Here is a 20,282-nt window from a genome sequence, read left to right as displayed (position 1 = left end):
AGAATGTCGGCGGACCAGCCTACGGCTTGTCGGTCCAGCGGGCCTTGGCCTCGTCTTCGGTGAGGTTGAGGTGGACGTGCTCATCGACGCGGGTCACCCAGTCCATGGGGATCATCCGGTGTTTGAAGCCGGTGTCGAGATCCAGCTTGGCCAGCTCGATCTGGTTGCCCTTGACGTGGTCAACGCGGCCGATGCGACCGCCGTCCGACCCAATGACGTCCATATGTTCCTTGATGGCTTCCAGCATGGTCATGCTCCCTGTCTGTTGGATGTCTCCAATCAACGGGAAGGGGCAGAAGGCCGTTGCATACGGCAGCGCTGAAAGACGCGTCAGGGTTTGTCGCGAATGGTGCGTCCGACAGGCGCCAGCGCCAGCTTGGCCAACTCCAGATCCTTGATGGCGAACGGGATGCCGATGATGATGATGGCCTCAAAGAAGGCCGCGATCAGGTGGCTGAGCGCGATGTACCAGCCGGCAAAGATGAACCAGATGACGTTCAACACCACACCCACCGGGCCGGCGCCGATGTCGCCGGCGTCCGGGTCGCGCCAGACGACCTCGCGCCCGAACGGCCACAGGGTATAGGCGCCGATCCGCCAGGCCGCGAAGGTCCACGGCAGGCCGACGATGGTCAGCGCCAGCAGCGCCCCGCCAAAGAACCAGCCGAAGGCCGAGATCAGGCCGCCGAAGATCAGCCAGAGAACGTTGAGAATGAGTCGAATGAGGTCCATGCGCGGAAATATAAGGACGGACCCGGCTGGCACCGAGTGAATTCCCTGACATGCTGGAGTAGGCTTCGCCACATGGCCGAGATCATCAACCTGAACCGCGCCCGCAAGGCGCGCGCCAAAGCCGAGAGCAAGGCGGCCGCAGAAGCCAGCCGCGCACGTCACGGGCGGACCCGCGCCGACCGGACCGGGCAGGACGCCGCGCGAAACCGCGCAGACCGCCACCTGGACGGCCACAAACGGGAAGACGACGATGAGTGATCCCCGCTAGGACAAGCGTGTCAGCCACGGACTGATCCTGCTGATGGTCATGTTGCGCCGCAAGGCCATGATCGAGGAGGCGCGAAAATCCGCAAAGAGCGGCAAGAAGGCCGCGAAACGGGATCTCGACGATCCGGACGCTAGCTGACCTTCGGCGCGCGGATCAGCAGGACCTGACCGGCCAGTACCAGGGCGAGGCCGATCAGGGCCGTCAAACCAAAGCTGGCCCCCTCGAACAGCACCGACACCAGCATGGCGATGGGCGGGGTGAGGGCCGAGATATAGCTGGCCAGAGCATAGCCCCGGCTGCGGGCGATGGTGAAATAGATCACGAACGCGACGACCGAGCCGAACAGCGACAGATAGAGCAGCGAGCCGATGTAGCTGAAGGTGGGCTCGATCCGCCATTCGACCCCCTGCGTCAGGCCGAAGACGGCCAGCATGGCGGTGCCATAGGCCATGGCCCAGGCGGTGGCGGGCATGACGGCTGATCCGGCGACCTGTCCCCTCCAGGCGAAATAGTTGCCGAAGGCCGAGCTGAGCACCGCCAGCGCCGCCATGCCGACGCCAAGGCCCGCCGCCTCAGTCATGTCGCTGCCCAGAATCTCCGAGCCCGACAAAACGGCGACGCCCAAGAGGCCCAGCGCCGCCCCACCCCAGGCCAGAAGCGAGGCCTTTTGCCCGGCGATGACGCGGAACAGCACCAGATTGATGAAGGCCAGACCGGCGAAGATGACCGCGACCACGGCCGACGGCACCCGCTCTTCCGAGGCGTAGACGAAGCCGTAGGAGATGGCGAAGACGAAGGCCCCCTGCCCCAGCGCTGCCAGATGCTGGACCCGGTTCAGACGCAGGGGACGTCGGGTCGCGAGGCAGAAGACAAACAGGGCCAGCGCCGCCAGTCCGAACCGCCAGACAATCGAGACCGTCGGCGCAACCGGCCCCAGTTGCAGGGTGATGGCATACCAGGTCGTGCCCCAGATGATGGCGCACACGACAATGCCCGCAATCAACCAGCGGGTGGCAACAGGGACGGCAGACGGAGCAGGCACGGGGGCAACCATGGGAGCGGGAGACGCCCGGACCCTTGCGCCGAATCGCCTGCCATTGCGAGCCTTGCCCGGGGTTCGGCGGTCACATCGGGTTCCAGCCGGTTTCAGCCGGGGCACTTTCCCTGTAACGCTTGGGCGGCTGGTCCATTAGGGCCGGGAGCGTTGCGCGTCACGGCGGGGATAATGGAACATCAGGCACTGGTACTGGCGGCGATCGGCGTGCTGGGAATTGGCGCGCAATGGGTCGCGTGGAAGACCGGCTGGCCCGCCATTGCCCTGATGCTGCTGGCCGGAATCATCGGCGGACCTGTCACCGGCTTTATCCGTCCCGAAGAGGTCTTCGGCCCTCTGCTGGAGCCGATCATCGCCCTGGCCGTCGCCATCATCCTGTTCGAGGGCGGGCTGAACCTGAACTTTCGCGAGCTGCGCCACGCCGAGGGCGCGGTCCACCGGCTGGTGTTTCTGGGCGTGCCGATCGCCTGGGCGCTGGGAGCGCTGGCCTGCTATTATGTCGCCGGGCTGATCTGGCCGGTGTCCATCCTGTTCGCCGGGATTCTGGTGGTCACCGGGCCGACCGTGATCCTGCCCCTGTTGCGCCAGACCAACCTGGCCCAGCGGCCCCGCGCCATCCTCAAGTGGGAAGCCATCGTCAACGATCCGCTGGGCGCCCTGTGTGCCGTGCTGACCTATGAGGTCCTGCACCGCGCCGGCGAGGGCGATACGGTCGTCGGCGTGGTCATGTCGCTGCTGCTGGCCGCTGTGGTCGCCGGCTTGATCGGCTGGGGTGCGGCCCGGATCGTCGCCTGGGCCTTCCCCCGGGGCTATGTGCCCGAATTCCTGAAGTCGCCCATCCTGCTGATCACCGTGATCGGCGTGTTCGTCGGCGCCAATATGATTCAGGAGGAGTCCGGCCTGCTGACCGTGACGGTGATGGGCGTGGCGCTGGCCAATATGAAGCTGGCCAGCTTCCGCGACTTCATGCATTTCAAGGAGAACGTCACCGTCCTGCTTGTGTCCGGCGTGTTCGTGATGCTGTCGGCCTCGCTCAATCTCGAGGTGCTGCGCCAGTTCGAATGGCGGTTCCTGGCCTTTCTGCTGGTGCTGCTGTTTCTGGTGCGACCGGCGACTGTACTCCTCAGCCTCGCCTTCAGCCGGGTGCCGATGCGCGAACAGCTGTTCATCGGCTGGATCGCCCCTCGCGGCATTGTCGCCGTGGCCATCAGCGGCCTGTTCGCGCTGAAGCTGGGCGAGCTTGGCTATGCCGACGGCGGCACCCTGGTCACCCTGTCGTTCGCCGTGGTGATCGCCACCATCCTTGCGCACAGCTTTACCGCCAAACTGGCCGCCCGCTGGCTCAAGGTCACAGGATCGGGTGACAAGGGCGTCCTGATCGTGGGGACGACGCAGTGGAGCCTGTCGCTGGCGGAACTGCTCAAGTCGCTGAACATCCCGGTGCTGATCGCCGACACCAGCTGGCAACGTCTGGCCACGGCCCGGCAACGGGGCATGCGGGTCTTCCACGGCGAAATCCTGGCCGAGGTGACAGAGGATCATGTCGACATGAGCGAGTTTCAGGCTCTCGTCGCGACCACGGACAACGAGGCCTATAACGCGCTGGTCTGCAATGAACTGGCCCCCGAGGTCGGGCGACATGCGGTGTTCCAGCTGGGCGACACCTCGGACGACAATCCGCGCGCCCTGCCCCCCACCCTGCGCGGCCGGACCCTGTTCGCCTCGGGTCTCGGGGTCGAGGAGATCGCGCGGCGCGAACGAGAGGGCTGGGACTTCCGCAAGACCCGGCTTACCGACAAATATACGCTCGAGGACGCGCGCGCCGACCTGCCGCCCGATGCGGATCTGCTTGTGCTGGTGCGCGACGGCGGCAAGCTGCACTTCTTCAGCCACGCCTCGCGGCCGAAACCCCAGCCCGGTGACACCGTGGTATCCTATGCCCCGCTGCGCGAGCCTGCTCTGGCCCGCGCCAAGAAAACACCGCCCCCGAAAGGAGACGAAGGCATGATCCCGCTTCCTTCGCCGTCAGGCACATGAGACCTCTCTTTCCCGCCTTGCTGGGTCTGGGGCTGATCGTATCCGCCTGTCAGGACCGACCCGAGCCGGCTCCTGAGCCGGTAGAACCGCCCACGCCCCGCGTCGAGACGGAGACGCCGCCTGAAGGCACATCGATCATGCGCCCTGAAGTGCTGGCCGAGGCCGAGCCGCCTGCGCCCCTGCCCGATCCCGTCGAGGCCAGGGTCCTGTTCGGACTGGGCGAGACGACGTTGACGGATGAGGCCCGCGCCATGCTGGACGCCCTGATTGAGGGCAAGGCGCTGGCCGACGGAAACTGGTCCCTGACGCTGACCGGGCGAACCGATGCCAGTGGCGATGCCGAGACCAATCAACGGGTGGCACAAGACCGTGCTGAAGCGGTGCGGGCCCATCTGGTTGAGCGAGGCGTGCCGGGGGCTCGTATCGAGGTCGTCGCGGCCGGAGAGCCAGAGCTGGACGCCGCCACCGCCGCCAGCCCGATGCAGCACCGCCGCGTCGATATCCGGGCCGAGGCCCGTCGCTAGACGCCCTGGCCGCGCAGCTTCAGCGACTGGCGAACCCCGGCCGGGACCGACAGGTAGATGTCCGGCGTGCCGATACCGAGCCGCTGACGGGCCTCATCCAGCGGACAGGCGAACAGGGCCTCGTAATCCAGCCCGGGCAGCCATTTGGCGCGCCGTCCCATCTGCCAGGCCTGCCAGACGGCGCGACGGGCCGGGACGCTGTGGTTCTCGCGCTGGGTTTCCCGGGCCGCGCCCCAGCCAATGAAGGCGAAGCCCAGACTGCCGGTCTGGCCGTAGGAAAACGACACCACACAGGCCTCGCCGAGAGCGTCGGTCTCAAAGCCGGTCAGCACATGCCAGATGTCGTGCACATCACGCAGACGTCGCGAATACCACACGGTCGGATGCTCGGCGTCGATGAAGGGCACGACTTCGCGCTCTACCTGGGCCAGACCGTCGGCGGTGAAGCCGCGCACCTCGCGGAACGCCCGATAGGTGGCGCCGACCGAGCCCTCGGGGAAGCGGGCCAGCCAGTCGGGGTCATCCAGCTTGTGCGCCAGTTCCTCGCGCAGATAGGCTTGGCGCCCGCCCTCGAAGGTGCGCAGCAGCTTTTGATAGCCGCGCGTGGTCGAGCGACCGTTGAGGGCCTTCATGATCTCGAACACCTGGGTGGTGTCTTCCTTGTTCCGCACAAGCCGCCGGAAGGCCCGAAACGCGGTCAGGGGGCGCAGACGCTCGACCCGCACCGGATTGAAGCTGTCGATGCCGGGGATATGTGTGACAAGGTCGGTCATGGCGGGTTCCGGACAGGACGGTTGCTTTAGCATACCCTCAGCCCGTCTGGACGTCACGCCCGATCAGGAGGGGCCATGCTGAAGAAGAAGTCCGTCCTGCTGGCCGGCCATGCGACATCCATCGCGCTGGAGCCGGAATTCTGGGCCGTTCTGGAGGCTCGCGCGGCGGCGCTGGATATCAGTCTGGCCGCACTGCTGAAGCAGATCGACGCCACGCGTGGGCGGCGGCCACTGGCCTCGGCCTGCAGGGTCAAGGCACTGGAATGGGTGGTGCAATCCGCTCCGGAAAGTCCTGCTTCCGATAGCGTTTGACTCGCCGGGTCATCGGCGCATGGTGCGGAGATATCCACAGGATGCTCCCATGAAAATCGATCCACGTCTTGTCCCCGCAGTCATTGTGGCCGGGGTGATTTCGGTTGGCTTGATCGGGGCCGGAGCCCTGATCGGTCAGGGCGTGGTCAACGCCCGCGTCGGCGACCGGGTGGTGACCGTGCGCGGCCTGTCCGAGCGAGACGTCGTGGCCGACCTCGCCATCCTGCCGGTCCGGTTCACGGCGACAGGCGAGATCCTGTCCGAGGTGCAGGCGCGCATTGATGCGGACCTGGCGACGGTCCGGCAGTTCCTCGCGGCCCAGGGCTATCCCGCCGACGCCATCACCCTCGGGCGGCTGGAGGTCACAGACATGCAATCGCGGGAGTACGGCGGCCAGAACAACGGGCCGCGCTTCATTCTGGCGCAGACGGTGATTGTACGGACGACGGATGTGGACAGGGTCCAGACCACGACGCGGTCGCTCAACGATCTGGTCCGGCAGGGGGTGGTCATTCAGGACTTCAGCGGGCCGACCTATGTCTTCACCCAGCTGAACGATGTGCGCCCGGAAATGATCGCGGAAGCCACCGCCTCGGCCCGCACAGGCGCCGAACAGTTTGCCAAGGACTCGGGCACACCGCTGGGCCCGATACGTGAAGCGACCCAGGGGTCGTTCCAGATCCTGTCGCGCGATGAGATCGGCGACGAAAGCCAATCCCCCGACAAGAAGGTGCGGGTGGTGACGACCGTCCGCTACAGCCTGCGCTAGGCCATAACGGACGGTCGATCACATCGGCTTATTCAGCCGGCGCGGGCGTAGGGACGTCAGGTGCCGACACTTCAGGCATATCGACGTCGACGTCGATGTTCTTGTCCTGGGTGCCCATGCCACCGCCTGCAAAGACGAAATAGGCGATGATGGCCAGAACGACGACGACCCCGCCTACGATGAAGGCCAGCCCGGCATTGCCGCCGCCGCCGCCGCCGTTGTTGCCACCCGTATTGTTCGATTGATCCGACATGTCTTCCTCCGGTTAAACCTGCTGATCCAAACGGAGGCGAACGGCACAGGTTCCCGCCAACCTCTGTATTGCTGCAGGCGGTGGCCTTGGCGTGCGCCGGTTCCTATTATGTTTCGCTCATGTCCGACTCGCTCCCCCTCTCTCCCCGCATTTCCGACCTGGCCCGGGCGGCCGCGCCCCTGCCCGACTATCTGCGGGGGCTGAATCCCGAACAGCGTGAGGCTGTCGAGACGACCGAGGGCCCGTTGCTGGTGCTGGCGGGGGCGGGCACGGGCAAGACGCGTGTGCTGACCACGCGGCTGGCGCACATTCTGGCGACCGGCAAGGCGCGCCCGTGGGAGCTGCTGGCCGTCACCTTCACCAACAAGGCCGCGCGCGAGATGCGGGAGCGGATCACCCATCTGATCGGGCCGTCGGCCGAGGGCCTGCGTTGGCTGGGCACCTTCCACTCGATCGCCGCCCAGATCCTGCGCCGTCACGCCGAGCTGGTGGGCCTGCGGTCCAGTTTCACCATTCTGGACACGGACGATCAGGAACGGCTGCTGAAACAGCTGATGGAAGCCGAGGGGATCGACACCAAGCGCTGGACGCCCCGCACCCTGGCCAGCCTGGTCGACCACTGGAAGAACCGCGGCTGGACGCCGGCCAAACTTCCGGGGACGGAGGATTTCGCTAACGGCAAGGCCAAGTCGCTGTACGCCGCCTACCAGAACCGGCTGAAGACCCTGAACGCTTGCGACTTTGGCGATCTGTTGCTGCACAACCTGACGATTCTTTCCGAGCATGCAGATATTGCAGAGGAATATCGCCGTCGGTTCCGCTACATTCTGGTCGACGAATATCAGGACACCAATGTCGCCCAGTATCTGTGGCTGCGGCTGCTGACGTCCTCGACCGGCAATGTCTGCTGCGTCGGCGATGACGACCAGTCGATCTATGGCTGGCGCGGGGCCGAGGTCGACAACATCCTCCGCTTCGAGCGCGATTTTCCCGGCGCGAAGATGGTGCGGCTGGAGCGCAACTATCGCTCGACCGGCAATATCCTGGGCGCGGCCTCGGGCCTGATCGCCGGCAACCGTGACCGGCTGGGCAAGACCCTGTGGACCGAGGATGAGGGCGGCGACAAGGTGCGCGTGCGCGGCGTCTGGGACGGCGAGGCCGAGGCCCGTCTGATCGCTGACGAGATCGAGACAGCGCGCAAGACGGGGCTGAAATACAAGGACATGGCCGTCCTTGTTCGCGCGTCGTTTCAGATGCGGGCGTTCGAGGAACGGTTCGTCATGCTGGCCATCCCCTATACGGTGATCGGGGGGCCGCGTTTCTTCGAACGGGCCGAGATCCGTGACGCCCATGCCTATCTCCGGCTGATCCAGTCCGAGGACGACGATCTGGCCTTCGAGCGGATCGTCAATGTGCCCAAGCGCGGCATCGGCGACACCTCGGTTCAGAAGATCCTGCACCTGGCGCGCACCGCCGGCATATCCGCCATGGCGGCTGTCCATCGGCTGATCGAGTCGGACGAGCTTCAGGCCCGGACACGCACGGCCTTGGCCGGCTTTGCACGCGACCTGCACCGCTGGCGCACGCTCGCCTCGGACACCCCCCACCCCCAGTTGACCGAAGTCATTCTGGAGGAGAGCGGCTATACCGACATGCAGAAGGCTGACCGGCTGACCGGCCAGACGCGGCTGGATAACCTCAAGGAGCTGGTCCAGGCCATGCAGGGCTTTGACTCCCTGCAGGCCTATCTGGAGCATGTCTCGCTGGTGATGGAGATGGAGCGGGCCTCGGGCGACGACTCCGTCCAGATCATGACCCTGCACGGCGCCAAGGGGCTGGAGTTCCCGTTGGTCTTCCTGCCCGGCTGGGAGGAAGGCGTCTTCCCCAGCCAGCGGAGCATCGACGAGAAGGGCGAAAAGGGCCTCGAGGAGGAACGTCGCCTCGCCTACGTCGGCCTGACCCGCGCGCGCCGCGATGCCCGCATCAGCTTTGCCGCCAACCGTCTGGTCTATGGCCGCTGGACCGCCCAGATGCCCAGCCGATTCGTCGACGAACTGCCGATCGACAACGTCCAGCCGGAAAGCGAGACCGGCTATTACGGCGCCGCCCCCAGCGCCCGTCAGGTGCAGGACCGGTGGTCCGAAGGCACAACCTTTGGCGGCGGGTACGACAGCCCGGGCTGGAAGCGCGCCCAGCAGAGGGCGACCTCCGGCTCGGCCCAGCGCACCCCGCCCATCGATGGCGTCGCCCGCCGCATCGAAAGCCCGGCAACGGCGGCCCCTTCGGGCCAGTGGAGCCGGGGCGAGCGCGTGTTTCACCAGAAGTTCGGCTATGGCCGCATCCAGGGGATCGAGGGCAACAAGCTGCGCGTCGCCTTCGACAAGGCCGGCGAGAAGAAGGTCATCGACAGCTTCGTCGAGAAGGCGTGAGCGATCACATGGTCGGGGCTACCGAAATGGAGTATTATCGCGCATGCCCGACGGTAGCCTGACCCTCAAGCTCAGCGACGCGACGGCCATCCGCATTGCGGAAAAGGCCAAGGTTCTTGGCATGCCGGTCGAACATCTGGCTGCGATGCTGCTCGATCAGCACTTCTTTGATGCTCGCGACGTCGAATGGGGCAATGGCGATCCCGATCAACTCCTTCCACCGCTCGACGTGAATGAGCCTACCCATGCTTGGGAGGACGTGAAGGGCGAGCTTCAGGCGCAGCGTGCCGGGGCCCGCCGCAAGCGCGCGTGAAGGTTCGGCTGTCGGCTCAGGCCAGGACCGATTTGCTTGGGCATATCGCCTGGCTGGATGACCGGTCGCCGTCGGCGGCGGACAGGGCTGAAGCGGCCATCTATCTGGCCATCGACCTGCTGACTCTCTTTCCGCTCAGCGGTTCGTCCTGCGCAGACAGCACACGGCAGTTTCCGGTTCGCTTTGGACGGGACGGATACGTCTTGCGCTACCAAGTCATGCCGGATCACCTGCTGGTGCGCAGGATATTTCACAGTCGCCAGGAGCGGGATTGAAGCCCCTTCCCCAACGCTTCGTTAACGCCAAACGCTCACCTTCCGGGGGTGCGCGCAACAGCCAGAGATTCGGGTTTGTCCCTACCCGCGCCGCCCCTGTGGGAACAGGTGGCGGCGGGGTTTGTGATCGTCATGCTGACGGGGGCGCTGATCGGCCCCGTTTTTGCGCCGGACCAAGGGGAGACGCCGATCCTGCGGCTGATCTGGCTGCCCGTCTATGCCATCACCCTGGGGCTGATTCTTAACCGGCTCGGACGGATGGCATCGGCATGGCCGGCGTGGATCATTCTCGGCCTTCTGACCCTGCTGGCGCTTGCCTCGCGCTACTGGTCAATCGATCCGGGCGTGACCGACCGGCGGGTGATCGCCCTGTTCATGACCAGCGCCTTTGCCGTCTATCTGGGCGTCGCCTTTACCGGGGCACAGCTGCCGCGTCTGCTGATGCATACCGGCCTCGTGATGGCGATCGGCAGTCTGGTCATGGTGTTGGCCTTCCCCGCCATCGGCATCCATCAGGACGACAATGCCGGCCTGTGGCGCGGGCTCTGGTACGAGAAGAACCAGATGGGCATCGTCATGGTGGCAACCGCCGTGGCCTCGGCCGCGGTGCTGGCCGCCCCCGACCGGCACGAACGGACGGTCTGGACAGCCCTGCTGACCCTGGCGATCAGCATCGGCCTGATGCTGGGGACCCAATCCAAGACCTCGCTGCTGTGTCTGATGGCCGGGCTTGGAGTCATTGGGGGCCTGTGGATCATGCGCCGGGGCGGACCGGTGCTGTCCGTCGTCGCCGTCTGGGGGGCGGTGACCGCTGTCGGCATCGCCGCCTGGGTCTGGACCGACAATTCCGCGCTGATCCTGGAACTGCTGGGCAAGGACCCGACCCTGACCGGGCGGACCGACATCTGGGAAAGCCTGATGCGGCGCGTGGCCGAGCGGCCCTGGACCGGCTTTGGCTACAGCGCCTTCTGGGGCAAGGAGTCGGTGCCAGCCCACTATGTGCGGCTTGAAACCGGCTGGCTGGTGCCGTCGGCCCACAATGGCTGGATCGACCTGCTGGTGCAGGTCGGCTGGCCCGGCGCCGTCCTGGTCGGCACGGTGATGGCCATTACCCTGTTTGCCCTCGTCATCCGTTTGGGCGGACAGGGCTTTCGTGAGGGCGGATTCTCACTGGCCTATCTGCTGGTGTTTGCGCTGTTGAGCGCGTCGGAAAGCGTACTGCTCAGCCACGCCAACCTGCCGTGGGCGCTGTTCCTGGCCCTGACGGCCCGGGCGCTGACGCCCGATCCGATGCCCCGACGCCACACTGCCACGGTTCCGCTTGCCCGACGCCGTAGAGGGGCCTACCTCACCTCCCCTCGAATCGTTCCAAACTGAGGTCATGCCTCCCACCTCCTCGCCGTCCCTGTTCGACCTGCCCGAGCCCGAGCCCGAGAAGCCGGCGGTCGAGCCCGTGCGCCCGGTTGCTGCACCTGTCGCGGCGATCAAGGCGTCAGAGCCGGTGGCGGCTCCTGCGGGCACGACCGGCTATTCCGCCTCCTCGATTGAGGTGCTGGAGGGGCTGGAGCCTGTCCGCAAACGCCCCGGTATGTATATCGGCGGGACGGATGAGCGGGCGCTCCACCACCTGTTCGCCGAAGTGCTGGACAACGCCATGGACGAGGCCGTGGCCCGCCATGCCAAGCTGATCAAGGTCGAGCTGGACGCCGAGGGCTTTCTGTCGGTGCAGGACGACGGCCGCGGCATCCCGGTCGACCCCCACCCGAAACACCCCGGCAAGTCGGCGCTCGAAGTCGTCATGACCGTGCTGCACTCCGGCGGCAAATTCTCGGGCAAGGCCTATGAGACCTCGGGCGGCCTGCACGGCGTGGGCGTGTCCGTCGTCAACGCCCTGTCGGACCAGCTGGAGGTCACCGTCTGGCGCGACGGCTTTGAGTGGCACCAGAGCTTCTCACGCGGCCTGCCGCAGGGCGGCCTCGAAAAGCGTCAGCCGTCCAAGAAGCGCGGCACCCTGATCCGCTTCCGGCCAGACGCCGAAATCTTCGGCACCGGCGTGGCGTTCAAGCCCGCGCGCCTGTTCCGCATGACGCGGTCCAAGGCCTATCTGTTCCGGGGCGTGGAAATCCGCTGGACCTGCGCGTCCGAACGGATCGTCGATGCGACGCCCGAGACGGCGGTCTTCCACTTCCCCAATGGTCTGGCCGATGCCCTGGTCGAGCGGATCGGCGAGCTTGAGACCGTCACCCCGACCTTCAGCGGCCGGGTCGAGCGCAAGGGCGAGGCCGGGGCCGTCGAATGGGCCGTGACCTGGAGCCCGATCGGCTTTGGCGAGGCCGACGGCTTCGTCCAGTCCTATTGCAACACGGTCGCCACGCCCGATGGCGGCACCCATGAGGCGGGCTTCCGCGCCGCTCTGGTCAAGGGCCTCAAGGCCTATGGCGAGCTGTCCAACGAGAAGCGCGCCGCCATTATCACCGCCGAGGATGTCATCGCCAATGCCGGTGCCCTGATCTCGGTCTTCATCCGCAATCCCGAATTCCAGGGCCAGACCAAGGACCGGCTGTCGTCGCCCGAGGGGCAGCGGCTGGTCGAGGCCCTGCTGCGCGATCCGTTTGACCACTGGCTGACCGAAAGCCCGAAACAGGCCAACGCCCTGCTGGGCTTTGTCATCGACCGGGCCGAGGACCGGCTGAAGCGCCGCAAGGACAAGGAAGTCCAGCGCGCCGCCGCCACCCGCAAGCTGCGCCTGCCGGGCAAGTTGGCGGACTGCACCCGTCAGGCGGCCGAGGGCACCGAACTGTTCATCGTCGAGGGGGATTCGGCCGGCGGCTCGGCCAAGCAGGCGCGCGACCGGGCCACCCAGGCCATCCTGCCGCTGCGGGGCAAGATCCTGAACGTGGCCTCGGCCACGGCGGACAAGCTGCGCGCCAATATCGAACTGTCCGATCTGGCGCTGGCCCTCGGGGTCCAGCCGGGCAACCGGTTCAACCTCGGCGATCTTCGCTATGAGCGGGTCATCATCATGACCGACGCCGACGTGGACGGCGCCCACATCGCCGCCCTGCTGATCACCTATTTCTATCGCGTCATGCCCGAGGTGGTCCGTGAGGGCCGGCTGTTCATGGCCCTGCCGCCGCTGTACCGCATCCAGGCGGGCAGCCTGTCGGAATACGCCCGCGACGACGCCCACCGCGACGAGCTGCTGGCCACCACCTTCAAGGGCCGCAAGGTCGAGATCGGTCGCTTCAAGGGCCTGGGCGAGATGATGGCGTCCCAGCTCAAGGAAACCACCATGGATCCGAAGAAGCGGACCTTGGCGCGCGTTACCCTGCCCGAGTCCGAGGACGAAATCGCCGATCTGGTCGAGCGGCTGATGGGCAAGAAGGCCGAACCGCGCTTCGACTTCATCCAGCAGAACGCCCGCTTTGCACAGGCCGATCTGGACCTGTGACGATCCGTCCCGCAATCGTCATCGAATGGTGATGATCCGGGCATGTTGAGGCGGCATACACGGGGCACAAGGAGAGCCCCATGTCCCTGATCCGTCGACAGCTGCTGACCGCCGGTGCTGCCGGCCTGGCCTTCTCCGGCCTCGCCCGTTTCGCCCATGCGCAGTCTGAAGAGACCTATATCAATGAGGTCGAGGGCTATGGTCCGCTGAAGACGGACCCCGCCGGGCTTATGGATCTGCCAGAGGGGTTCACCTATCAGGTCATCTCCCAGAGCGGCGACACCATGGATGACGGGCTGTTCGTGCCCGGCCAGCCGGATGGCATGGGCTGTTTCGACCTCGGCGGCGGGCGCGTGGCGCTGGTCCGCAATCACGAACTGAAGGGCTCCAGCGCCCTGCACCGGAACCTCGGGCCGGGCGGTCTGAATCAGGAGCGCATCAACGGCGTCGATGCCGCGCTGTCGTATGACACCTACAAGGACGGGCGCCCCCTGCCGGGCGGCACCACGACTCTTGTCTATGACCTCGAGAGCCGCCAGACGGTTCGCGAATATCTGTCACTGATCGGCACCTCGACCAACTGCTGCGGCGGCATCACCCCCTGGGGCAGCTGGCTGACCTGCGAGGAGAACACCGAACTGCCGGAGACGGACAACGTCACCCGGCCGCACGGCTTTGTCTTCGAGGTCCCGGCCACGGCCGAAGGACTGGTCGAGCCCGTGCCGCTCAAGGCCATGGGCCGGTTTGATCACGAGGCGGTCTGCATCGATCCGCGCACCGGCATTGTCTATCTGACCGAGGACATGAACGACGGCCTGTTTTACCGCTTCATTCCCAATGTTCCGGACAAGCTGGCCGAGGGTGGCACGCTGCAGGCCATGGTGATCCGGGGTCAGGGCGGTGCCGATACCCGCAACCAGGACAGCCGGTCATGGAACGTCGGCGACTGGCTGGAGGTCGACTGGATCGACATGGAGGACGTCGAGTCGCCGAAAGACGACCTGCGCCAGCGCGGCCATGCAGCGGGCGCGGCCCTTGTGGCACGCGGCGAGGGCCTGTGGTGGGGGCAGGACGAGCTTTACATGACCGCGACCTCGGGCGGGCCGGTCCGCCGCGGTCAGGTCATGCGCCTGCAGCCGAACGTCGACGGCGGGCCCGACCGCCTGCAGCTGTTCGTCGAGAGCACCGACGAGAAGATGGTCAATATGGCCGACAATCTGACCATCGCGCCGTGGGGCGACCTGATCCTGTGCGAGGACAACTATTCCAGCCAGATCCGCAACCACATCAAGGGCGTAACGCCCGACGGCAAGCTCTATACGATCGCCCGCAATGTGTTCACCGGCAATGCCGAGTTCGCCGGCGCCTGCTTCTCGCCGGACGGCCAGGTGCTGTTCGTCAACATCATGTACCCGGGCATGACCCTGGCGATCAGAGGCCCATGGACCTCGGTCCGGCGATAAACCGCCGGGGCCGCGACCGCATCACCAGCCACAGATTGACCGTCGCGGCCGCCAGCACTACGGCGGCCCCGGCTTGGTGCAGCACGCCCAGCCAGACGGGCACGGCCTGCATCAGGGTGGCGATGCCCAGCCCCGCCTGTATCATCACGGCTGCCAGCACGACATAGGCCGAGGCCCCCGCCCCTTCGGCCAGTCTCCACCGCCAAGCCTGGACCGCATACACGACCACGGCCAGCATCAGGGCATAGGCGGTCATCCGGTGATTGAACTGGGTCAGGGCCTGATCGTGCAGGAAGGCCAGCGCCCCCTGCCCCCAGTCGACCGGCGCCAGCAAGGCGCCGTTCATCAGCGGCCAGTCGGTATAGACCAGCCCCGCCTTGCCCCCCGCGACCAGCGCCCCCAGCAGGCACTGCACAAACACCAGCCCCAGCAGCAGGCCGGCGCCCAGCGTCCAGCCGGACGGCGACTCGGACCGCTCGGGCCCGTTCAGCGCCTCCAGCCCCGTCCAGATCAGGGCCGAGAAGATCAGCAGCGCCAGCCCCAGGTGGAAGGCCAGCCGCTCGGGCGCCACATCCACCCGGTCCTGCAACCCTGACGACACCATCCACCAGCCGACGGCGCCCTGCATCCCGCCCATAACCAGCAGGATCAGGCACCGCCACACCAGCCGATCCGGCAGCGACGGCAGCCCGACACGCCGCAACAGGGGGATATGGCGGGCCAGAAGGAACACCAGAAACGGCAGGCCAAAGGCCAGACCGATCAACCGGCCCAGTTGCCGGTGGATCCACTCCCACCAGAAAATGCCCTGAAACTCCGACAGGCTCATGCCCGCATTGACCAGCTGGTACTGGGGAATGGCCTTGTACTTGTCGAAGGCTTCCTGCCAGTCGGCCGCGTTCATCGGCGGGATGGCGCCCATCAGCGGCTTCCATTCGGTGATCGACAGGCCCGAACCGGTCAGGCGGGTAATGCCCCCCACCACCACCATGGCGAACACCAGTCCGGCCACAAGGAACAGCCACACGGCCACGGAAACGCTACGCTCGGGCTGACCAAATCGGTTCATTCAAAGCTCGCCACGGGTACACTACAGTGAAAGGCCGATGGACCCGACCTCGATACAGGCGATATGCCTGTCGATGACGGCAAGATCGAGTCGCTTCTGACGGTCATGCCGTCGCACAGGATCGGAGACGGATATGGGCAATCTGGACATCGCGGTGGCCGTCATCCTGACAGCCGCCCTGGCCTTCGGGTTTGATGCCGTGACCGGACGGCGGGGCCTGGCCGCGCCGCTGCTGGTGGCCTTCACCGGCGCCCTGTGCGGCGGCTTTCTGGCCGTGCGGGTGTTCGGCGTGGCGACCATGGACCAGTGGCCGTGGGTCATCTGGTCGGTCGTCGGGGCGGCGCTGGCGCTGGGGGCTCACTTCCTGTTCCGGAATACCCGCTGATGCCGGTGCGCGTCCGGCGTCTGGTGGCCATGATCGGCATCATCGCCTTTCTGGCCTTCTACATCTGGGCCGTGCTGGCGATCCACGCCCTCCTGCCGCGCTCCTTCTGGACCGACCTGATCTTCTATCCGATCGCCGGCATCGCCTGGGGCATCCCCCTGTTCCCCCTGCTGAAATGGGCCGAGCAAGAGCCCCCGCCCCGCTGACCCGCGCCCTTCGGGAACTTTAAAATTCCTGCCAGCTTTCCATATCCATACGGAACGAACCGGATGGAGTGACGACACGATGGCAGGCGGCTGGACACGCGACGGCGCGGTTCTTGACCAGATCGAGGACACGGTCGGCGACGGTGTGTCGTCGGCGCGCGCCCGCCTGCCCACCGGTCCCGGCACGGAAGAGTGCATCGAGTGCGGCGAGGATATTCCCGAACGGCGGCGCCTGGCCCTGCCCGGCGTCACCACCTGCGTCCAGTGCCAGTCCGGCCGCGATGCCACCATCCGCCACTCCGCCATCAACCGCTGCGGCAGCAAGGACAGCCAGCTGCGGTAGGCGCCGCGGGGGCGAGCGCGACGTCTGCTCGAGCCCGACGAACATGGCCCCGCCGGAGAGTCTGCAACACCGCCAGTCACCGACCAACGGACTTGCGGGAGGTCTCGGAAGGGTTAGGAGTGGACCTCATAGATTATGTAGAATGAGTCCCGCGACCACGGCAGCCGCTGCAGCCAGTAGGGCCAATCTGGCTGTCCAGATCAGGAGCCATGAGAAAGGGGACCGCACGTCTCCACGTCGGGCGGTAAACAGCCTGCCTTGGATGCTAATCACCCCTCGGTTCCACCCACGCGGATTAGAAACCCATTCTAGGCCGGCTGCGCCCAAGAAGGTGAGTCCGTGGACAACCAGGGCCACCCAAGCGACTGCAAAGAAGAATTCGCCATCCACGATTTGCACATTAGTCGACCAGCCGAACTTCCGCTATGGGTCGAGATCGGTCATCGGCGCCATGCCAGATTGCGGACCCTGGACCAGCCCGCGACAACCGCCGCAATTGCAAAGGGGCCGCTCGAGTGCGACCCCTTCAACCAACCGTCTTCATTGCGGAAGATGGTCGGAGCGACAGGATTCGAACCTGCGACCCCTTGACCCCCAGTCAAGTGCGCTACCAGGCTGCGCCACGCTCCGAAGGCGCTCCCTATAGACGGGGAGCCGTTGCGTCGTAAACCCAAATTGGGGCTGGGCGGCACAATAAAGCTGTCAGCGGCTGAGGGCGGCTTCCAGTCGGCTTTGCGCGGCCTCAATGTCGCGCAGGACCTCGGCCAGACGCTGGCGCTGGTCGGAGGACAGGCCGGTCGGAGCCGGCTGCGCTGCCGGCCGCACCGGCATCTCCGGAACGGGGGCTTCGGGTGCGGGTCCGGCCGCCTCCTTGCCCAGGATGCGCTTGATGCCCTGGGCCTTGTGCAGGCGGGCCACGCCCTTGAGCGTCAGCCCCTCTTCATGCAGCAGGCGCCGCACGCCCTTCAGGATGTCGATGTCCTCGGGGCGATAGAAACGCCGTCCGCCGGCGCGCTTGACGGGCGACACGAAGGCGAACTTGGTCTCCCAGAAGCGCAGCACATGCTGGGGGACGCCGACCTCGGTGGCGGCTTCGGAAATACTGCGAAAGGCTTCGGGGCTTTTGGCCACGCGCGGCCCTCCGTTCAGCCAGCGGCGCCGTGGACGCGGCTTTTCATGATCTGCGAGGCCCGGAAGCTGATCACCCGGCGCGGATTGATGGCGGCGGGTACGCCGGTCTTGGGATTGCGGCCCATGCGGGCGCGCTTTTCGCGGACCTGAAAGACGCCGAACCCGGACAGTTTTACGGTCTCGCCGCGTTCCAGCGATTCGACGATCAGACCGAGGGTCCGTTCGACCAGCGTCGCGCATTCATTGCGCGACAGGCCCAGCGCTTCGTGCACGGCGTCGCACAGATCGGCCCGGGTCAGCGTGTGATGGTCGTCCAAGCGTCCCTCCCCTCTCTGAAGTTCCAACCGCCAATAAAGGCTGAAAGGCGTTGAAATGGAAAGGCGTAAATTCGTTTTACAGGCGAAGCGCGCAGGCGCCCCACGTCAAACCGCCACCCATGGCCTCCAGCAGGACCAGATCGCCGCGCTTGATGCGACCGTCGCGGATGGCTGAATCGAGGGCCAGCGGGATAGACGCGGCCGAGGTATTGGCGTGCATTGCGACCGTCGAGACAACCTTGTTCTCGTCCAGACCCAGGCGGTCGCCGACCCCCTTGATGATGCGCTGATTGGCCTGGTGCGGCACGAACCAGTCGACATCGGCGATCTCGATCCCGGCGGCCTTGGCGGCAGCGGTGATGGCTTCGGCAATGTTCACAACCGCGTGGCGGAACACCTGATTGCCCAGCATACGCAGATGGCCGACCTGACCGGTCGTGGCCGGGCCCCCGTCGACGTACAGAAGGTCGGTCTTGGTGCCGTCGCAGCGCAGGGCCGAGCCCAGAATGCCGCGATCCGCAGGCGTCCCCTGCCCCTCGACCGGTTCCAGCACCACGGCGCCGGCGCCATCGCCGAACAGCACGCACGTGGTGCGGTCTTCCCAGTCCATCAGCCGGGTCATTTCCTCGGCGCCGATGACCAGCGCGCATGTCGAGGTGCCGCGCGCGACAAAGCCGTCGGCCACGCTCAGCGCATAGACAAAGCCCGAGCACACCGCCTGGATGTCGAACGCCACACAGACCGGCACGCCCAGCTTGCGCTGCACGATCGAGGCTGTGGCCGGAAAGGTCATGTCCGGCGTGGTAGTGGCGACGATGATCAGATCGACATCGGCAGGCGTCCTGCCGGCCTCGGCCAAGGCCTTGCGCGCCGCCTCAACGGCCAGATCGCTGGTCGGCTGGTCGGGCGCCGCCTGATGGCGTTGGCGAATGCCGGTCCGCTCGACGATCCATTCGTCAGAGGTATCGACGAATTTCGCCAGATCGGCATTGGTCACGACCTTTTCCGGCAGATAGGCACCGACGCCGGTCACGGCGCTACGAACAACAGTCACTGGGCAGTCTCCACACCGGTCCCGGACGCCGATCCGGCATCGTCCTCCTCGAGGACGGTCGTCATGCGCTTCAGATTGGCGCTGACCTTGGTCATATAATCACTGCGGGCCAGGTCGCCAGCCACGCGGATGGCATTGCCGAACCCATAGGCGCTGGCACCGCCATGGCTTTTGACGACGATGCCGTTCAGGCCCAGCAGGGGCCCGCCGTTGATGGCATTGGGGTCGATGCGGTTGCGCATCTTCTTCAGCGCCGGCAGAGCCATCATGGCCCCGAACCGCGACGGCAGACCCGACATCAGCGCTTCCTTCAGCAGGGCCGAGATGAAGCGCGCCGTGCCCTCGGCCGTCTTCAGCGCGACATTGCCGGTAAAGCCGTCGGTGACGATCACATCGACCGTGCCCTTGGCGATGTCATCGCCCTCGACAAAGCCGTGATAGTCCAGATCAAACGCCCCGCTGCGCAGCAGGCGGTGGGCCTCGCGCACCTGTTCGTGGCCCTTCATGTCTTCCGAGCCAACATTCAGCAGGCCGATGGTCGGGCGTTTCGTGCCGTGGACCGCCGTCTGGAAGGCTTCACCCATGATGGCGAACTCGATCAGCTGGGCCGCGTCACAGTCGATATTGGCGCCGACGTCCAGCACCGCCGTGATACCGCGCAGGGTCGGCCAGCTGGCGACGATCGCGGGCCGCTCCAGTCCCGGCGCAGCCATGCGCAGCTGCAGCTTGGAGATCGCCATCAGGGCGCCGGTGTTGCCGGCCGAGACGATGGCGGCGGCCTCGCCGGACTTCACCGACTCGATGGCGTTCCACAGGCTCGAGCCCTTGCCCCGCCGCAGGGCCTGGGCCGGCTTTTCGTCCATGGCCACGACCTTGTCGGTGTGGCGGACGTCGATCCGGTCTGCGGGCAGGCGATGCGCCCGGACCTGGGCCTCGATGGCAGCCGCATCGCCATGAACCAGAAACCGGAGGTCCGAATCGGGATGGGCTTTCAGATAGTCCGCAACGCCGCCCACAACCACGGAGGGGCCGTGGTCGCCGCCCATGGCGTCCAGCGAAATGACGAGGGTCTTCGACAAGCAGAAAAACTCCTGGGGGCCGGTCGGCTCGGGTGCCGGACGATA

24 protein-coding genes and 1 tRNA gene are annotated in these 20,282 nt (G+C 66.2%); 14 read left to right on the top strand and 11 right to left on the bottom strand.

The features are described 5' to 3' along the window. Positions 1-19 precede the first annotated feature (19 nt). The gene (locus tag EG854_RS04405) at positions 20-253 is read right to left on the bottom strand and encodes a DUF2171 domain-containing protein (RefSeq protein ID WP_123286508.1); all 234 of its coding nucleotides are present in this window, start codon (positions 251-253) and stop codon (positions 20-22) included. Positions 254-330: 77 nt separating this feature from the next. Beyond that, on the bottom strand, positions 331-732 hold the full coding sequence (locus EG854_RS04400) for a YccF domain-containing protein (RefSeq protein ID WP_123286507.1): 402 nt from the start codon (positions 730-732) through the stop codon (positions 331-333). 72 nt (positions 733-804) lie between these two features. Here EG854_RS04400 and EG854_RS04395 point away from each other — a divergent pair, with 72 nt between their 5' ends. Continuing rightward, entirely contained in the window at positions 805-990 is a 186-nt protein-coding gene (locus EG854_RS04395) for a DUF4169 family protein (protein WP_123286506.1), read from the top strand. A gap of 140 nt (positions 991-1,130) precedes the next feature. On the opposite strand, the gene EG854_RS04390 is transcribed toward EG854_RS04395, so the two are convergent. Next, a complete protein-coding gene (locus EG854_RS04390; protein ID WP_241153127.1) occupies positions 1,131-2,042 on the bottom strand; it encodes a DMT family transporter in 912 nt (303 codons plus the stop codon). Between the two features lie 183 nt (positions 2,043-2,225). Here EG854_RS04390 and EG854_RS04385 point away from each other — a divergent pair, with 183 nt between their 5' ends. Continuing rightward, the gene (locus EG854_RS04385; RefSeq protein ID WP_123286504.1) at positions 2,226-4,091 is read left to right on the top strand and encodes a cation:proton antiporter; all 1,866 of its coding nucleotides are present in this window, start codon (positions 2,226-2,228) and stop codon (positions 4,089-4,091) included. Then, a complete protein-coding gene (locus EG854_RS04380; RefSeq protein ID WP_123286503.1) occupies positions 4,088-4,615 on the top strand; it encodes an OmpA family protein in 528 nt (175 codons plus the stop codon). The genes EG854_RS04385 and EG854_RS04380 overlap by 4 nt, the downstream gene beginning before the upstream one ends. Here EG854_RS04380 and EG854_RS04375 read toward each other — a convergent pair. Then, the gene (locus tag EG854_RS04375) at positions 4,612-5,388 is read right to left on the bottom strand and encodes a Coq4 family protein (protein WP_123286502.1); all 777 of its coding nucleotides are present in this window, start codon (positions 5,386-5,388) and stop codon (positions 4,612-4,614) included. The two genes, EG854_RS04380 and EG854_RS04375, sit on opposite strands and share 4 nt — an antisense overlap. Positions 5,389-5,463: 75 nt before the next feature. Between EG854_RS04375 and EG854_RS04370 the strand changes: the two genes are divergently transcribed. Continuing rightward, positions 5,464-5,700 (top strand): ribbon-helix-helix domain-containing protein, encoded by a 237-nt coding sequence (locus tag EG854_RS04370; RefSeq protein ID WP_123286501.1) that lies wholly within the window; start codon positions 5,464-5,466, stop codon positions 5,698-5,700. Positions 5,701-5,749: 49 nt separating this feature from the next. Continuing rightward, positions 5,750-6,469, top strand: coding sequence for an SIMPL domain-containing protein (locus EG854_RS04365; RefSeq protein WP_123286500.1), 720 nt, complete (start codon positions 5,750-5,752; stop codon positions 6,467-6,469). A 28-nt stretch (positions 6,470-6,497) separates the two neighbouring features. On the opposite strand, the gene EG854_RS04360 is transcribed toward EG854_RS04365, so the two are convergent. Next, on the bottom strand, positions 6,498-6,722 hold the full coding sequence (locus tag EG854_RS04360) for a hypothetical protein (protein WP_123286499.1): 225 nt from the start codon (positions 6,720-6,722) through the stop codon (positions 6,498-6,500). Between the two features lie 119 nt (positions 6,723-6,841). On the opposite strand from EG854_RS04360, the gene EG854_RS04355 reads away from it, so the two are divergent. From EG854_RS04355 to EG854_RS04330, 6 genes are all read left to right on the top strand, one after another. Further along, positions 6,842-9,151: an ATP-dependent helicase gene (locus EG854_RS04355; RefSeq protein ID WP_123286860.1), complete on the top strand. Its 2,310-nt coding sequence runs from the start codon at positions 6,842-6,844 to the stop codon at positions 9,149-9,151. A 43-nt stretch (positions 9,152-9,194) separates the two neighbouring features. Continuing rightward, complete coding sequence (locus EG854_RS13080) at positions 9,195-9,464, top strand: hypothetical protein (protein WP_164461829.1); 270 nt, start codon at positions 9,195-9,197, stop codon at positions 9,462-9,464. Next, positions 9,461-9,739: a type II toxin-antitoxin system RelE/ParE family toxin gene (locus EG854_RS04345; RefSeq protein WP_164461827.1), complete on the top strand. Its 279-nt coding sequence runs from the start codon at positions 9,461-9,463 to the stop codon at positions 9,737-9,739. The genes EG854_RS13080 and EG854_RS04345 overlap by 4 nt, the downstream gene beginning before the upstream one ends. A 75-nt stretch (positions 9,740-9,814) precedes the next feature. Next, a complete protein-coding gene (locus tag EG854_RS04340) occupies positions 9,815-11,116 on the top strand; it encodes an O-antigen ligase family protein (protein ID WP_241153126.1) in 1,302 nt (433 codons plus the stop codon). 4 nt (positions 11,117-11,120) lie between these two features. Then, positions 11,121-13,190 (top strand): DNA topoisomerase IV subunit B, encoded by a 2,070-nt coding sequence (parE, locus tag EG854_RS04335; RefSeq protein ID WP_123286496.1) that lies wholly within the window; start codon positions 11,121-11,123, stop codon positions 13,188-13,190. An 80-nt stretch (positions 13,191-13,270) separates the two neighbouring features. Further along, positions 13,271-14,653 (top strand): alkaline phosphatase PhoX, encoded by a 1,383-nt coding sequence (locus EG854_RS04330; protein ID WP_123286495.1) that lies wholly within the window; start codon positions 13,271-13,273, stop codon positions 14,651-14,653. Here the strand turns inward: EG854_RS04330 and EG854_RS04325 are convergent. Continuing rightward, positions 14,622-15,722: a COX15/CtaA family protein gene (locus tag EG854_RS04325; protein ID WP_123286494.1), complete on the bottom strand. Its 1,101-nt coding sequence runs from the start codon at positions 15,720-15,722 to the stop codon at positions 14,622-14,624. The genes EG854_RS04330 and EG854_RS04325 overlap by 32 nt on opposite strands. Positions 15,723-15,855: 133 nt before the next feature. Here EG854_RS04325 and EG854_RS04320 point away from each other — a divergent pair, with 133 nt between their 5' ends. The 3 genes from EG854_RS04320 (at position 15,856) to EG854_RS04310 (ending at position 16,656) form a co-directional block, all read left to right on the top strand. After that, positions 15,856-16,107, top strand: a complete 252-nt coding sequence (locus EG854_RS04320; protein WP_123286493.1) for a transglycosylase — start codon at positions 15,856-15,858, stop codon at positions 16,105-16,107. Continuing rightward, a complete protein-coding gene (locus tag EG854_RS04315; protein WP_123286492.1) occupies positions 16,107-16,313 on the top strand; it encodes a DUF2842 domain-containing protein in 207 nt (68 codons plus the stop codon). Before EG854_RS04320 ends, EG854_RS04315 begins: the two co-directional genes overlap by 1 nt. A gap of 79 nt (positions 16,314-16,392) precedes the next feature. Further along, on the top strand, positions 16,393-16,656 hold the full coding sequence (locus EG854_RS04310) for a DksA/TraR family C4-type zinc finger protein (protein WP_123286491.1): 264 nt from the start codon (positions 16,393-16,395) through the stop codon (positions 16,654-16,656). Between the two features lie 553 nt (positions 16,657-17,209). Here EG854_RS04310 and EG854_RS04305 read toward each other — a convergent pair. From EG854_RS04305 to plsX, 5 genes are all read right to left on the bottom strand, one after another. Next, positions 17,210-17,286, bottom strand: a tRNA-Pro gene (locus tag EG854_RS04305). Between the two features lie 72 nt (positions 17,287-17,358). Beyond that, positions 17,359-17,787: a MerR family transcriptional regulator gene (locus EG854_RS04300; RefSeq protein ID WP_123286490.1), complete on the bottom strand. Its 429-nt coding sequence runs from the start codon at positions 17,785-17,787 to the stop codon at positions 17,359-17,361. A 14-nt stretch (positions 17,788-17,801) separates the two neighbouring features. Then, positions 17,802-18,104, bottom strand: coding sequence for an integration host factor subunit alpha (locus EG854_RS04295; RefSeq protein WP_123286489.1), 303 nt, complete (start codon positions 18,102-18,104; stop codon positions 17,802-17,804). Positions 18,105-18,180: 76 nt separating this feature from the next. Beyond that, positions 18,181-19,158 (bottom strand): beta-ketoacyl-ACP synthase III, encoded by a 978-nt coding sequence (locus tag EG854_RS04290; protein WP_123286488.1) that lies wholly within the window; start codon positions 19,156-19,158, stop codon positions 18,181-18,183. Beyond that, positions 19,155-20,237 carry a phosphate acyltransferase PlsX gene (gene plsX / locus EG854_RS04285; protein WP_123286487.1) on the bottom strand — a complete coding sequence of 361 codons (1,083 nt, stop codon included), beginning with the start codon at positions 20,235-20,237 and terminating at the stop codon, positions 19,155-19,157. The genes EG854_RS04290 and plsX overlap by 4 nt, the downstream gene beginning before the upstream one ends. Positions 20,238-20,282: the final 45 nt, after the last annotated feature.

Origin of the sequence: Brevundimonas halotolerans, assembly GCF_003730275.1 — a bacterium.
In the GTDB taxonomy this organism is placed as follows: domain Bacteria; phylum Pseudomonadota; class Alphaproteobacteria; order Caulobacterales; family Caulobacteraceae; genus Brevundimonas; species Brevundimonas halotolerans.
This window is presented reverse-complemented; position numbering and strand designations above follow the sequence as displayed.

What these genes read in the sequence shown, in the direction of transcription:
- EG854_RS04380 (WP_123286503.1), top strand. Translation starts at nt 4,088, where the DNA reads ATGAGACCTCTCTTTCCCGCCTTGCTGGGTCTGGGGCTGATCGTATCC.
- EG854_RS04360 (WP_123286499.1), bottom strand. Translation starts at nt 6,722, where the DNA reads ATGTCGGATCAATCGAACAATACGGGTGGCAACAACGGCGGCGGCGGC.
- EG854_RS04385 (WP_123286504.1), top strand. Translation starts at nt 2,226, where the DNA reads ATGGAACATCAGGCACTGGTACTGGCGGCGATCGGCGTGCTGGGAATT.
- EG854_RS04325 (WP_123286494.1), bottom strand. Translation starts at nt 15,722, where the DNA reads ATGAACCGATTTGGTCAGCCCGAGCGTAGCGTTTCCGTGGCCGTGTGG.
- EG854_RS04375 (WP_123286502.1), bottom strand. Translation starts at nt 5,388, where the DNA reads ATGACCGACCTTGTCACACATATCCCCGGCATCGACAGCTTCAATCCG.
- EG854_RS04400 (WP_123286507.1), bottom strand. Translation starts at nt 732, where the DNA reads ATGGACCTCATTCGACTCATTCTCAACGTTCTCTGGCTGATCTTCGGC.
- EG854_RS04330 (WP_123286495.1), top strand. Translation starts at nt 13,271, where the DNA reads ATGTCCCTGATCCGTCGACAGCTGCTGACCGCCGGTGCTGCCGGCCTG.
- EG854_RS04315 (WP_123286492.1), top strand. Translation starts at nt 16,107, where the DNA reads ATGCCGGTGCGCGTCCGGCGTCTGGTGGCCATGATCGGCATCATCGCC.
- EG854_RS04395 (WP_123286506.1), top strand. Translation starts at nt 805, where the DNA reads ATGGCCGAGATCATCAACCTGAACCGCGCCCGCAAGGCGCGCGCCAAA.
- EG854_RS04355 (WP_123286860.1), top strand. Translation starts at nt 6,842, where the DNA reads ATGTCCGACTCGCTCCCCCTCTCTCCCCGCATTTCCGACCTGGCCCGG.
- EG854_RS04310 (WP_123286491.1), top strand. Translation starts at nt 16,393, where the DNA reads ATGGCAGGCGGCTGGACACGCGACGGCGCGGTTCTTGACCAGATCGAG.
- EG854_RS04370 (WP_123286501.1), top strand. Translation starts at nt 5,464, where the DNA reads ATGCTGAAGAAGAAGTCCGTCCTGCTGGCCGGCCATGCGACATCCATC.
- parE (WP_123286496.1), top strand. Translation starts at nt 11,121, where the DNA reads ATGCCTCCCACCTCCTCGCCGTCCCTGTTCGACCTGCCCGAGCCCGAG.
- EG854_RS04365 (WP_123286500.1), top strand. Translation starts at nt 5,750, where the DNA reads ATGAAAATCGATCCACGTCTTGTCCCCGCAGTCATTGTGGCCGGGGTG.
- EG854_RS04320 (WP_123286493.1), top strand. Translation starts at nt 15,856, where the DNA reads ATGGGCAATCTGGACATCGCGGTGGCCGTCATCCTGACAGCCGCCCTG.
- EG854_RS04405 (WP_123286508.1), bottom strand. Translation starts at nt 253, where the DNA reads ATGACCATGCTGGAAGCCATCAAGGAACATATGGACGTCATTGGGTCG.
- EG854_RS13080 (WP_164461829.1), top strand. Translation starts at nt 9,195, where the DNA reads ATGCCCGACGGTAGCCTGACCCTCAAGCTCAGCGACGCGACGGCCATC.